This window comes from uncultured Salinicola sp., assembly GCF_937921195.1.
Taxonomy (GTDB): Bacteria; Pseudomonadota; Gammaproteobacteria; order Pseudomonadales; family Halomonadaceae; genus Salinicola.
This window is the reverse complement of record NZ_CALFQK010000187.1, coordinates 1-12519: the sequence shown is the minus strand read 5'-3', so window position 1 is coordinate 12519 and position 12519 is coordinate 1. Positions and strand designations below refer to the sequence as shown.

The window sequence follows — 12519 nt, the reverse complement described above, 5'->3', positions numbered from 1 at the left end:
GAAATATGCACGCCAAACAACAACTGCTGATCGACGGTCGTTGGATCGACGGCGCGGCCGCGCGTTTCGACAAGCGCGATCCCATCTCGGGCGACTTGCTGTGGCAGGCCGCGGCGGCGTCTCCCGAGCAGGTCGACGATGCGATCGCGGCGGCGCGGCGTGCGTTCCCCGGCTGGGGGCGACGACCGTTCGCCGAGCGTCAGGCCATCGTCGAGCGCTTTCGTGACGAGCTGGAGGCCAATCGTGAACCGCTGGCCCGGAGCATTGCCCATGAGACCGGCAAGCCGATCTGGGAGGCGCGCACCGAAGTGGGCGCGATGATCGGCAAGATCGCGATCTCGCTCACCGCCTATCACGAGCGCACCGGCGAGCGCGCCCGCGACGCCAGCGGCACGCGTGCCGTGCTGCGCCATCGGCCTCACGGGGTGCTGGCGGTGTTTGGTCCCTACAACTTTCCGGGCCATCTGCCCAACGGGCATATCGTGCCGGCGCTGCTGGCGGGCAACTGCGTGGTGTTCAAGCCCAGCGAGCAGACGCCGATGACCGCCGACCTGACCCTGCAGTGCTGGGAACGGGCGGGGCTGCCCGCCGGCGTGATCGACCTGGTCCAGGGCGCGGCGGAAGTGGGGCAGGCGCTGGCGGGCAACGCCGATATCGACGGTCTGCTGTTCACCGGCAGCGCCAAGGTCGGCGGATTGCTGCATCGCCAGTTCGGCGGTCAGGTCGGCAAGATCCTGGCGCTGGAGCTGGGCGGCAACAACCCGCTGGTGGTCAAGGACGTGCGCGATCTCGATGCGGCGGTGCTGACCGTCGTGCAGTCGGCCTTCCTCTCCGGTGGCCAGCGCTGTACCTGTGCCCGTCGCCTGATCGTGCCGGAGGGCGAGGCCGGCGATCGGCTGATCGAAAAGCTCGCACGCACGCTGGCCGAACTGCGCGTGGCGGAACCGTTCAGCGAGCCGGCGCCGTTCTACGCCGGGCTGGTCAGCCCCCAGGCGGCGGAGGGGCTGCTCGATGCACAGCGCGATCTCGAGGCCCGAGGCGGGCGGGTACTGGTGCGGATGCAGTCGCTGCAGGCGGGGACCAGCCTGTTGTCACCGGGACTGGTCGACGTCACCGGCTGCGACGTGCCCGACGAGGAGCACTTCGGTCCGCTGCTCAAGATCCATCGCTACAAGCGCTGGGACGAGGCGATCGAACTGGCCAACGACACCCGCTACGGGCTCTCCGCCGGCCTGATCGGCGGGGACCAGGCGGATTGGGACGATTTCCTGCTGCGGATTCGGGCCGGCATCGTCAACTGGAACCGCCAGACCACCGGCGCCTCCAGCGATGCACCGTTCGGCGGGATCGGCGACAGCGGCAACCATCGCCCCAGCGCCTACTACGCGGCGGATTACTGCGCCTATCCGGTGGCTTCGATGGAAGCGGACACGCTGACCCTGCCCGCGGAGCTGCCGCCCGGGGTCACGCTATGAGCGGCGACCCGGTGAAGGACGACGTGCTCGAGGTCAACTTCGACGGCCTGGTGGGGCCGACCCACAATTACGCCGGGCTGGCTCACGGCAACGTGGCCTCGATGCGCCATGGCGGGCTTGCGTCCAACCCGCGCGAGGCGGCGTTGCAAGGCCTGGCCAAGATGAAGTCGCTGATGGATGCCGGCTACGCCCAGGGCGTGCTGCCGCCGCAGCAGCGTCCGGATCTGGGCGCGCTGCGCTCGCTCGGGTTTTCCGGCAGCAACGCCGAGGTGCTGGCGCGGGCGGGGCGAGAAGCGCCGCAGATTCTGCGCGCGGTGTGTTCGGCCTCGTCGATGTGGACCGCCAATGCGGCGACCATCACGCCGAGCCCCGATGCGCCGGATGGCCGGGTGCACTTCACGCCGGCCAACCTGCAGTCGAGCTTTCATCGCTATCTCGAGCCCGAGACCACGGGCCGCGTGCTGGCCGCCATCTTCCGCGACGAGCGCCATTTCGTGCATCACGCCCAGCTGCCGGCGACGCCGGCGTTCTCCGACGAGGGCGCGGCCAACCACACTCGCCTGTGTGGCGAGTACGGCGAGGCCGGCGTGCACCTGTTCGTCTACGGCCGCCAGGCCTTCGGTGGCGAGCGCGCTCCCCTGCGCTATCCGGCCCGCCAGACGCTGGAAGCGAGTCAGGCGATCGCGCGCCAGCATGGCCTCGGGGATGCCCGGGCCGTTTTCGCCCAGCAGCATCCGGATGCCATCGATGCCGGTGTCTTCCACAACGACGTGATCGCGGTGGGCAACGGGCCGGTGCTGCTCTACCACGAGATGGCGTTTCTCGACGAAGAGAAGACGCTGGAGGCGCTGCGCGCCCGAATGACTTCGCCGCTGATCCCGGTACGGGTGCCCAGCGAGGCGATCAGCCTCGAGGACGCGGTCTCGACCTATCTGTTCAACTCGCAGCTGCTCTCGAATCCGGATGGCAGCATGACGCTGGTGGTGCCGGGGGAGTGTCAGGAGAACGAGGCGGTGTGGCGAACGATTCAGGATCTACTGCTGGCGGGCTATAACCCGATCAGCGAAGTCACGGTCAAGGACGTCAAGCAGAGCATGCGCAACGGCGGCGGCCCGGCATGCCTGCGCCTGCGCGTGGTGCTCTCGGCGGCGGAGCGCCAGGCGCTGAGCGGACGGGTGCTGTTGAACGATGCGCTGTATGCCGATCTGGTCGCCTGGGTCGAGCGCCACTATCGCGACAACCTGACCCCGGACGACCTCGCCGATCCCCAGCTAGCCGACGAGACGCTCACGGCGCTCGACGAGCTGACCCGGCTGCTGGGCATCGGCAACGTCTATCCGTTTCAGCTGGAAGCGTGAACCGGCCGCTCAGCCTTGACCCGCGGCACCGCCGACCATGCCGCTGCGCAGGTCGGCGCCACTCTGGCGGTTCCTGATGTGCTGGCTCACCGCATCTTCCGGCGAGCCGGCCATTTCCCGGAACATGCCCATGGAACCGAGTAGCGCCGAGGACTCGTAGGGCACGAACACCCGCTCGCCATCCTTGGCCATGGTCGGCAGCGCCTTGATGTAGCTCTGGCCGAGCAGATAGCCCACCACGGTACGCTTGTTCTCCTCGCTCTCGCCGATGGCATTGAGCACCAGCTTGATCGACTCCTGCTCGCCCTGGGCGCGCAGGATGGCGGACTGCTTGTCGCCCTCGGCGTTGAGGATCGACGATTCGCGCTGACCCTGCGCCATGGCGATGGCGGCGGATTTCTCGCCCTCTGCTTCGGTCACGGTGGCGCGGCGTTTACGCTCGGCGGCCATCTGCAGGCGCATGGCGCTCTCGACCTCTTCCGGCATGGCGATGTCCTGCACCTCGACGCGGGAGATCTTCACGCCCCACTTGGACGCCGGCTCCTCCATGGCGGACTGGATCGCGTTGTTGACCTCGGCGCGGGATTCGAACAGCTTGTCGAGCTCCATCTTGCCCACCACCGAACGCAGCGTGGTCTTGGCCAGCACCTCGACGGCCTGACTCATGTTGGCGACTTCATAGACCGCCCGCTTGGGGTCGATGATCTGATAGTAGAGCGCGCCGTTGATGGTGACCGTCACGTTGTCGGTGGTGACCACCGGCTGACCGGGGAAGTCCATCACCGTCTCGCGGCGGTCGATGCGGATCTCGTCGGTGGCGATGGGGTAGTACTCTTCGCCCTGCTTGCGGTAGCGGATCATGCTGATGGCGCGGGGCTGCTCGATGAACGGAATGATGAAGTTGATCCCGCTCTCCAGCAGCCGATTGAAGGAGCCCAGGCGCTCCACCACCATCACCTCCGACTGGCGAACGATCACCAGTCCCTTGACGATGAGCAGCACGCCGATGGCGACGATGATCAGGCTGATGATCAGCCCCGGGCTGGCGAGGAAATCCATGTTGGTCACTCCGTTGGGCGCTTCAGCGTGACGATGGCCTCGGTGCCGTCGAAACGCTGAAAGATGACCGGGCTGCCCAGCGGCAGTTCGGTCGTGTCGGTGTCGGCGACTCTCAAGCGGTAGAAATCGCCATTGATCTTGAGGCCGCTGGCGCCATCGAAATCGCGCTTGAGCGAGCGGTACTCGTTGCCCTTCTCGACGCCGGTGCCGGTGGTGCCGTAGTCGACGCCCGGCGGCGAGAACCACGGCCGGATCACCTTGACGACCAGCGGCAGCAGCACCCCGGCGACGAGCCCCAGGCCGATCAGTTGCCAGGTCAATGAAGCGCCCAGCCAGGCCAGCAGCGCTGCGGTGGCGGCGGCGATCGCCAGTGCCAGCAGCACCAGGGCACCGGAGGCCAGCTCCGCCAGCCCCAGCAGCAGCGCGACGGCCAGCCAGACATAAGCCACGTTCCAGTCCATATCGGTTCCCGACGCTCGGTGATGGGGGAGATGAGTGCGATGGGCGATCGAGGCCCCGATGGGCTTCTTCCCGTCACCGATCGCGGCAGAACGATCCCGAAGTCTGCCCGCATTTGACCGGCCAGCGTATCAGAGATCGCCGACAAGGGAGGTGAGCGTTTGCCGCCAGTCTGCCCATCCGGGACGGTCAGTCGTCTCCCAGCTTGACCATCCTGGGCCGGCCGATCAGCACGCCGGCCACGCTCTGGCCGGCGAGCAGCACGATCAGGAAGATCAGTGACAACTGCCAGTCGCCGCTCAGGCCGTGCAGCGCGCCGAACAGCAGCGGGCCGCTGGCCCCCATCAGATAACCGATGCTCTGGGACATCCCCGAGAGCATCGCGGCGTGCTGGGGCTGTCGGGTGCGCAGCACGATCATGGTCAGTGCGAAGGCGAAGCAGCCGCCCTGGCCGGCACCCAGCAACAGCGCCCATAGCAGCGGCGAGGCAGTCGGTGCCAGCAGCAGCCCGAGCAGGGCCAGCGCCACCAGCGAGCAGAGACCGAGCACCAGCAGGCTGTGATGGGTCAGCCGCGAGGCCAGTCGGGCGACGATGTAGCTGCCCGGGATACTGGTGAAGTTGATCAGCGACAGCATGATCCCGGCGGTCGCCTCGGGCACGCCGGCCTGGATCGCCACCGCCGGCACCCACGTCTGCAGCGTGTAGAAGCTCAGCGACTGGGCGCCCATGAACAGGGTCAGGGTCCACGCCACCGGGCTGCGGAACAGTCGCGACATCGGCGGCCGCCGTGTAGCGGCCGATTGCTCGGGCCCCAGCGAGAGCGCCAGGCGCCACCACACGATGGCGGATCCGATCCCGAAGGCGGCCCACAGCCAGATCGGGGTGGACCAGCTTCCCGACAGGTTCATCAGCGGAATGGCACTGCCGGCGCTGATCGTGGCGCCGACCCCCATCATCACCGTATAGAGCCCCATGGTGCGGCCCAGGCGGTCGCCGCGATCGCGCTTGACCAGGCTCGGCATGAACACGTTGCCGAAGGCGATACCCATTCCCGCGCACAGCGTGCCGAGCAGCATGACCGTCAGACTCTCGACGCCGCGCATCACGCCACCGACAGCGATCAGGGTGATCGCGCAGGCGATGGCACGATCGAGCCCGACACGGTCGGCGAACCCCGGCGCCAGCGGCGAGAGCAGGCCGAAGCAGAGAATCATCCCGGTGGTGAAGAGGCTCGCCGTACCGGCACCGATGGCCAGTGTCCCCATGATCGGTTCGAGCACCGGCCCGATCACCACGATCGGCGCACGCAAGTTGATCGCCGCCAGGCCGAAGGCCAAGAGCCACAACCAGGCGGGAAGCGATCGAGCAGCAGGGGGAACGGATCGGGACACGGTTGGCGGCCTTCGGTAAATGGGGCGGCATCTTAGCATTTTCCTGCCAAGGGGCGGACCCGACCTTGCGCGAAGCGCCCAGCCCATGCGGACCAGCGGAGATGAACGAAATCCGGTGAATCGAAGTTTGCGCAAGTAAAGTGATCGTTTTACACTTCCGACATGGATATACGCACACGACTCATCTCGACCGCCGAGCAGCTCTTCGATCGCCATGGCTTCACCGCCACCGGCATGGACCGGCTGACTCACGGCGCCGGCATCTCCAGCCGCACGCTCTACAAGCATGTCGGCAGCAAGAACCGCCTGCTGGCGATCGTCCTCGACGAGCGCGACCGCCGTTTCATGCGCTCGCTGGCGAGCGCTGTCAGCGTGGATGAGCTGTTCGGGGCGCTGGGCGCGTGGTTCGTCGACGAGGGCGCACGGGGCTGCCTGTTTCTGCGTGTTTGGGCCGAGACCGGCGGTGACGTGCCGGAAATCGTCGAGGCTATGACACGTCACAAGGCGCGGCTGCGGCAGCGCATCGAAGAGATCGTCGAAGCGGAGATCGGATGTCGCGACGACGAACTGGCTGAAGCGATTCTGCTGCTGGTCGAAGGTGTGACCCACGCCGCGGCCTATCGGGGTAGCGCGACCGTGGACGTGGCCCTCCGAGCGGCGCGGCGGTTGATCGAGGGCGCACGCACCCAAGGGCTCTCGTCCTGACGCGGCCAAGCATGACCTGACGGTCTGGCACGACCCTGATCCGCTTCTCCGGCCCGATGCCGGCGGATTCGTCACGACCATGAGGAAAACGATCATTTTACATCACGGGCGTCGTCTCGCGGCCTTGCTACCGTCCGACGCGCCAGCCAAAAAGGATCCTGATATGACCCGTCAAGAACTTCGGCTCGTCGTTGCCGGCACCATGCTGATCGGGGTGAGCTACGGATTGGCTCGCTTCGCCTACGGACTCTTCCTGCCCAGCATGCGCGAGGATGTCGGCATGAGTTCGGCCATGGCCGGTGCCATCGGGAGCGGTGCCTATCTAGGCTACTGTCTCGCCATCGTGGGCAGCGCGCTGCTGGTGGAACGCCTCGGCGCTCGGCGGGTGGCCGTCATCGCCGCCCTGATCGCGGCGGTGGGCATGGCGGCCATCTCCGTCAGCACCAGCGCACCTTGGCTGGCCGGCGCCATTCTGCTGGCGGGTGCCAGTACCGGGCTGGCGTCGCCGCCCATGGCCCAGGCCGTCTCCGTCACCATCACCACCGCCCATCAGGGGCGTGCCAACACCGTCATCAACGCCGGTACCAGCCTGGGTGTCGCGATCTCCGGTCCGGTGGCCTTTGCCGCCACCGGACAATGGCGGATCGCCTACGCGGCCTTTGCCATCGCCGCGCTGCTGAATGCACTGCTGCTGTCGATCAGCGTGCCGCGAGCGGATGCCAGCGATCGCCGATCGGATTCGCCGGATAAAGGTCGCGGCGCCGGTATCTGGCGCTCCCACGTGGCGATGCTGATCCTGGCTGCCGTCGGCATGGGCACGGCCAGTGCCGCCTACTGGACCTTCTCGAGCGAGGCCGTGGTCACGTTGGGGCACTTCGATCAGGCGACGGCCAATATCGTCTGGATTCTGATCGGCGTTGCCGGCCTGGCTGGCGGGCTGGCGGGGGATCTGGTCAAGCGTCTCGGTCTCGATGTCGTCCATCGCGGCTCGCTCGCTGCGCTGGCGCTCTCGCTCTGCCTGCTCGCCGTGCTGCCCTCCAGCCTGCCGGCGCTGCTCGTCTCGGCCGCGCTCTTCGGTGGCGCCTACATCATGCTTACCGGCGTCTACCTCGTATGGGGCATCCGGCTCTACGCGGATCGGCCCGCCATCGGTCTTGGGTTGCCGTTTCTGATGATTGCCGTGGGCCAGATCGTCGGTTCACCGCTGGCCGGCTATCTGATCGGCGGCCAGGGATACGCCTTCTGCTTCATCGCCTTTGCGCTGATCGCGCTGGCGACGATGCTGGCGGGATACCGCCCGGACGGGCAGAAGCGTGCCGACACTCGCCCGCCCGAGGCATTGAAAGGCGCGCCGGCGTCACCTCGCCCGTCGATCCCGCCGTTCTACATGCCGGCGATGCCGCCGCTGTGGCTGATCGAAAGGATCGGCCGTCTCGCTCGTCGTGGGTCCGGACGTTGATGAAGTGATTGAGGCATAGGCGCGTGATGTGTCTCGACGAGTGGCGATATCGCCGTTAGATACCCAGCTCGATCGTGACCGGCAGCGGTGTCAACCGACTCTCGCCACCGGCCGCGCCGTCGGTCAACATGGCGACCAGATCCCGAGTGGTGGAATGACGGGTCAGCATCAACGCTGTCACGTCGCCGTCGAGTGCCCTCGTGGTATGCCAGCAGCCGGGATGCATCGATACACCCATGCCCTGAGGCAGCCGAAAGGCTTTCAGCGAATCGATATTCGGAACGTCGTCGTGATCGAGACAGACGATCTGCACGAGATCGCCGCCATGGATCGGCACGACGGCCTGATGGGTCAGCTGATGCATCTCCAGCTTGTCGATGCGCGATGAGTTATCGCGATAATGCACCCAGAGCACTTCCGCGGGACCGCCGTCGATGCCGGTGTCGAAGCTGAGCTGGTGGACGAAATCGCTGGCTGTAGAACGATATCCCGGCTCGCTTTCGGCAAGATCGGCTGACCAGCCCATTACATCGCCATAAGGGGCGAATGACGTCGGCGAGAGTGCTTCGATCGGTAGCGTCTTGATGTCCACGCGCTGTCCTCAGATGGATTGATCGTTGTCCTGCAACATCGCTTCCGCGACGGACGCATGCTGCAACAGCAAGGCATCGTCGCCCTGGGGCCGCGACAGCATCAGTCCGATGGGCAAGCCGGCCCCCGCCGGAAAGTAGGGTAGCGAGATCGAGGCGGCGTCGAGATAGTTGAAGACGCTGGTGTTGCGCAGCGCCAGCCGGTTCGCACGCTGGAACGCGGCGGCGTCATCCTCGAGTTCGGCGCGGCTGGGCGGAAGCGTTGCCACCGTGGGCAGCAACACGGCGTCGAATCCCGCCATCTCGGCCCCAAAGCGGCGCTGCCAGCCCGCTCTCGGCCACAGGCGCTGAAGATAGTCCGCAGCGGTGATGTCCCGGCCGCCGTTCAGGCGCTCGGCGATCAAGGGATCGTATTCTGCCTCGGCACGTGCGAGCTGGTCGCGATGCAGCGCCGCTGCCTCCGGTACCACCAGGCCGCCTTGCTGATTGATGGCCAGCGCGCCATCGATGGCTGCCAGTGGCAGGTGATCAATGTGGCATCCGTGTGTCTCGAGTGCGGCGACTGCCGCTTCGAAGCCAGCACGAACCGCGTCGTCGAGCTCGTTCAACAGGCCTCCCTCCGGGATCACCAGCCGCAGCGGTCGCGGCGTGGCATCCAACACCGGCAGCGGCCGGTTCGCCAGTATCGACCACAGCCGGGCGCAGCAGTCTACGCTGGGCGCGATGGGGCCGACGCAGTCCAGGCTCGGCGCGAGCGGGTAGGCACCTTCGCCGGGCACGCTCTGCTGGCTGGGCTTGAAGCCGGTCAGCCCGCAGAACGCGGCGGGAATCCGCAGCGAGCCGCCGGTGTCGCTACCCAGCGTTGCCGCCGCCAGACCAAAGGCGACCGAAGCCGCGCCGCCGGAGGTCGAGCCGCCGGTGATGCGTTCGCCATCGAATGGGTTGGGCGGCGTGCCGTAGTGCCGGTTGAGACCGAGCCCGGAGAACGCGAATTCGCTCATGTTGGTGCGTCCGGTCAGCAGCGCACCGGCACGACGCAGACGTTCGACGGCGGCGGCATCGTCGCTGGCGGGCCTGCTGTCACCCAGCACGCGGGATCCGGCTCTGGTCACTTCGCCCCGAACATCGAACAGATCCTTGACGCTGACCGGCAGACAGGCCAGTGGTTCGGTCTGATCGATGCGCGCCAGCCGGTCACGCAGCTTTTCGACATCGAATTCGGTGAAGGCCGTGGCGGTGACGTCGGCTTGCGATCGGGCCCGCTCGATCAGTGCCTCGAGCGCCTGGGCGGGGGTGAAGTCGCCGCCGTCGATCGCCGCCTGCCAGTCGGCCAGACGGCGTTGGCGCGGAGGATGATTCCAGAAAGTCCTGGCAGCATCGGTCTGGCTCATTGGGCGACCTCGAGTTCGATGACGGTGTAGCTGTGACTCAGGCGACGATTCAGGACCGGATCGCTGAGCGTCATCGAAAAGCGTGGGCTGGGCCGGATACCGCCGATGGCAGGTACCGTGCCGCACAGCAGCAGCGTGTTGGGTGCCAGCGATTCGCCGTGCTTGAGCGCGGCGGGCAGCTTGGCCAGCAGCGTATCGACATCCAGCAACTCGGCCAGCGTGCCTTGCTGGTAGACGACCGTGTGGCCGTCCTCCTCGATTCGGCTTTCGAGTTCCAGCGCATCCCAATGATCGCGGATCTCATCCAGCGGCCAGGCCTGTAGCGCAATCGGCTTGGCGCAGAGCTGCTTGGACTCGGCCACGCCTACGGCCTCCAGCTTGCGGTCGGTATGATCGGAGGCCAGCGTCACCCACAGCCGGCCATCGCCATCGCTGACGAGACAGACTTCGGCTTCGCCGGAGCCCTCGCCGCCGAGCATCTCGACGTTGTCAGCCTGGGTCAGCAGTTGCGCACTGGCGCGGTAGAACAGCGGCACGCTGGACGGCGGCTTGACGCCGATGGCGGCCAGCTCCTCGATGTGATGCTGGACACCGGCCTGGTCGCGGCCTGCCCAGCCGGCGATCGCCAGACGCCTGGGCGTTAGAGTGAGGGCGCCTTGCGGTGTTTCGAAAGTCAGCATGAGAGCGTTTCCCTGTTCGGTAAGTGCATCGGTCAATGAAAGTTACAGCGAGCTGGGTAGCCACAGCGCGATGCCGGGAAAGAGCACCAGCAGTGCGGCCATCAGCAACATGGCGACGATGAACGGCAGCGTGCCGACGATCACGTCCGAGAACGCCTTGCCGCGGCGAGCGGCCTGGACGATATACAGGTTGAGGCCCACCGGCGGGGTGATCAGCGCCATCTCGACGAACAGGATCATGATGATGCCGAACCACACCTTGTCGAAGCCGGCGGCCGCGATTAGCGGCGTGACGATGGGAATGGTGATCACCATCAGCGACAGCGTCTCGATGAAGAAACCCAGCACGATGAACAGCACGATGACCGCCAGCAGCAACCCGTAGGGCGAAAGATCGTAGGTGCTCAGTAGCGTCGTCAGCTTCTGGACCAGCCCTGACGAAGTCAGCGCGAAGTTCAGAAACGAGGCCGCCAGAATGATGAACAGCAGCATCGAGGTCGTCTTGACCGTACCGTCGAGCGCGGCCATCAGCATACGGCGGTCCAGGCGGCGGTTGGCCGCCGCCAGCCCCAGCGAGACGATGACGCCGACGGCGGCTGCCTCGGTGGGGGTGGCCCAGCCGAGATAGATCGAGCCGACGATTACCGCGAACAGGATCAGCAACGGCGCCAGGAAGGCCAGGCTCCGAAAACGCGCGCTCCAGCTCGCGACGTTGCGCGGACCGCCGAGGCTCGGTTTCCACCAGCACAGCACCAGCGCCACGGCCATGAACAGCAGCGATAGCCCCAGACCGGGGACCAGCCCTGCCATGAACAGCTTGGGGATCGAGGTTTCGGTCAGGAAACCGTAGACGATCAGGTTGATCGAGGGCGGAATGAGGATGCCCAGCGTGCCGCCGGCGGCGATGCTGCCGCAGAACAGGCGTGGGTCGTAATTGAGCTTGTCGCCCTGGGGCAGCGCCACGGTAGAGATCGTCGCGGCGGTGGCGACCGACGACCCCGAGGTCGCCGAGAACAGCGCGGCGGTGGTGATGTTGGCGTGAATCAGGCCACCCGGCAGCCACGACAGCCAGTGGTCCATGGCACGGTAGGCCTTCTCGGCGATGCCGGCACGTACGATGATCTCGCCCATCAGCACGAACAGTGGAATCGCGATCAGCAGGAAAGAGTCCGCTGCCGACCACAGGTTTTGCCCCAGCGCCTTGGTCAGCGGGAAGAACGAGAAGAACTGGTCGATACCGAAGGCGAGCAGGAACAGCGTGACCGCCACCGGAATACCGGCCAGCAGCAGCACCAGAATGCCGACAGAGAGAAATCCGAGCATTAGCGTGACTCCTCCGTCAGCGGCGCTTCGTCCAGTTCGCCGTTATCCATGCCGATCAGCGCATCGAGGGTGGGTGCGTCCCGCTGGAACAGCGCGACCAGGACTCTCAGACCCATGACGCTGGTGGTAAAGGCGAACCAGCAATAGCCGGCGGCCCACAGCAGTTGTGGAATCCAGAGTGGCGTGGCCAGCGGCGTGTTGGCGGTCGAACCGTTGGTGAGGGATTTTGCCAACACCGGATAGGCGTTCAGCGCGATCATCCACGCCACCAGATTGAGCGCCAGCAGCGACACGATATTGAGCGCGTGCTGCGACAGTGGCGGCAAGCGGCCGTGGACGACGTCGATTCGGATATGGGCCCGTTCGAGCAGCGTGTGGGAAATCCCCCAGGCCGAGAGCACGGCCAGCACATAGCCCGAGTACTCGTGGACACCGGAAAGCGAGTGGCCGGCCAGCTTGCGCAGCAGGATCTCGACGCCGATGAAGATGACGACGGCCAGCAGGGCGAGTCCGATCACGCGAGCGGCGAGCCGGGACAGGCCGCGCGTGAAGCGCACCAGCCCGTCCAGCCCCTGGATCAATGGTGACATGAGAGGTACCTGCCTATCGGTAGTGGCGATCCCGGCGG

The 12519-nt window shown here is 66.4% G+C and carries 12 protein-coding genes; 4 read left to right on the top strand and 8 right to left on the bottom strand.

What is annotated here, in order from left to right:
- Positions 1–5: 5 nt before the first annotated feature.
- A complete protein-coding gene (gene astD / locus Q0602_RS22265; protein ID WP_298848123.1) occupies positions 6–1475 on the top strand; it encodes a succinylglutamate-semialdehyde dehydrogenase in 1470 nt (489 codons plus the stop codon).
- Positions 1472–2833: an N-succinylarginine dihydrolase gene (gene astB / locus Q0602_RS22260; RefSeq protein WP_298848119.1), complete on the top strand. Its 1362-nt coding sequence runs from the start codon at positions 1472–1474 to the stop codon at positions 2831–2833. Before astD ends, astB begins: the two co-directional genes overlap by 4 nt.
- Positions 2834–2842: 9 nt before the next feature.
- Here the strand turns inward: astB and Q0602_RS22255 are convergent, their stop codons facing one another.
- The 3 genes from Q0602_RS22255 to Q0602_RS22245 all read right to left on the bottom strand — a co-directional run bounded on the left by Q0602_RS22255 (position 2843) and on the right by Q0602_RS22245 (position 5662).
- Positions 2843–3892, bottom strand: a complete 1050-nt coding sequence (locus Q0602_RS22255; RefSeq protein ID WP_298848117.1) for an SPFH domain-containing protein — start codon at positions 3890–3892, stop codon at positions 2843–2845.
- 5 nt (positions 3893–3897) lie between these two features.
- Positions 3898–4353 (bottom strand): nodulation efficiency, NfeD-like protein, encoded by a 456-nt coding sequence (locus tag Q0602_RS22250; protein WP_298848116.1) that lies wholly within the window; start codon positions 4351–4353, stop codon positions 3898–3900.
- 187 nt (positions 4354–4540) lie between these two features.
- A complete protein-coding gene (locus Q0602_RS22245) occupies positions 4541–5662 on the bottom strand; it encodes an MFS transporter (protein ID WP_298848115.1) in 1122 nt (373 codons plus the stop codon).
- Positions 5663–5905: 243 nt separating this feature from the next.
- On the opposite strand from Q0602_RS22245, the gene Q0602_RS22240 reads away from it, so the two are divergent.
- Together Q0602_RS22240 and Q0602_RS22235 are read left to right on the top strand one after the other, a co-directional pair.
- Positions 5906–6448: a TetR/AcrR family transcriptional regulator gene (locus Q0602_RS22240; protein ID WP_298848114.1), complete on the top strand. Its 543-nt coding sequence runs from the start codon at positions 5906–5908 to the stop codon at positions 6446–6448.
- Positions 6449–6611: 163 nt separating this feature from the next.
- Positions 6612–7907 (top strand): MFS transporter, encoded by a 1296-nt coding sequence (locus Q0602_RS22235; protein ID WP_298848113.1) that lies wholly within the window; start codon positions 6612–6614, stop codon positions 7905–7907.
- Positions 7908–7962: 55 nt separating this feature from the next.
- Here the strand turns inward: Q0602_RS22235 and Q0602_RS22230 are convergent, their stop codons facing one another.
- The 5 genes from Q0602_RS22230 to Q0602_RS22210 form a co-directional block, all read right to left on the bottom strand.
- Complete coding sequence (locus tag Q0602_RS22230) at positions 7963–8499, bottom strand: ureidoglycolate lyase (protein WP_298848112.1); 537 nt, start codon at positions 8497–8499, stop codon at positions 7963–7965.
- 9 nt (positions 8500–8508) lie between these two features.
- Positions 8509–9888 carry an amidase gene (locus Q0602_RS22225; protein ID WP_298848111.1) on the bottom strand — a complete coding sequence of 460 codons (1380 nt, stop codon included), beginning with the start codon at positions 9886–9888 and terminating at the stop codon, positions 8509–8511.
- Entirely contained in the window at positions 9885–10568 is a 684-nt protein-coding gene (locus Q0602_RS22220; protein ID WP_298848110.1) for a DUF2848 domain-containing protein, read from the bottom strand. The genes Q0602_RS22225 and Q0602_RS22220 overlap by 4 nt, the downstream gene beginning before the upstream one ends.
- Positions 10569–10610: 42 nt before the next feature.
- Complete coding sequence (locus Q0602_RS22215; RefSeq protein ID WP_298848108.1) at positions 10611–11891, bottom strand: TRAP transporter large permease; 1281 nt, start codon at positions 11889–11891, stop codon at positions 10611–10613.
- The coding region (locus Q0602_RS22210; RefSeq protein ID WP_367277004.1) for a TRAP transporter small permease subunit at positions 11891–12519 on the bottom strand (629 nt) is incomplete at its 5' end. The genes Q0602_RS22210 and Q0602_RS22215, both read right to left, overlap by 1 nt.

Bases quoted from the DNA above. Each gene is read 5' to 3' on its own strand.
- astD (WP_298848123.1), top strand. From the start codon at position 6: ATGCACGCCAAACAACAACTGCTGATCGACGGTCGTTGGATCGACGGC.
- astB (WP_298848119.1), top strand. From the start codon at position 1,472: ATGAGCGGCGACCCGGTGAAGGACGACGTGCTCGAGGTCAACTTCGAC.
- Q0602_RS22255 (WP_298848117.1), bottom strand. From the start codon at position 3,892: ATGGATTTCCTCGCCAGCCCGGGGCTGATCATCAGCCTGATCATCGTC.
- Q0602_RS22250 (WP_298848116.1), bottom strand. From the start codon at position 4,353: ATGGACTGGAACGTGGCTTATGTCTGGCTGGCCGTCGCGCTGCTGCTG.
- Q0602_RS22240 (WP_298848114.1), top strand. From the start codon at position 5,906: ATGGATATACGCACACGACTCATCTCGACCGCCGAGCAGCTCTTCGAT.
- Q0602_RS22235 (WP_298848113.1), top strand. From the start codon at position 6,612: ATGACCCGTCAAGAACTTCGGCTCGTCGTTGCCGGCACCATGCTGATC.
- Q0602_RS22225 (WP_298848111.1), bottom strand. From the start codon at position 9,888: ATGAGCCAGACCGATGCTGCCAGGACTTTCTGGAATCATCCTCCGCGC.
- Q0602_RS22220 (WP_298848110.1), bottom strand. From the start codon at position 10,568: ATGCTGACTTTCGAAACACCGCAAGGCGCCCTCACTCTAACGCCCAGG.
- Q0602_RS22215 (WP_298848108.1), bottom strand. From the start codon at position 11,891: ATGCTCGGATTTCTCTCTGTCGGCATTCTGGTGCTGCTGCTGGCCGGT.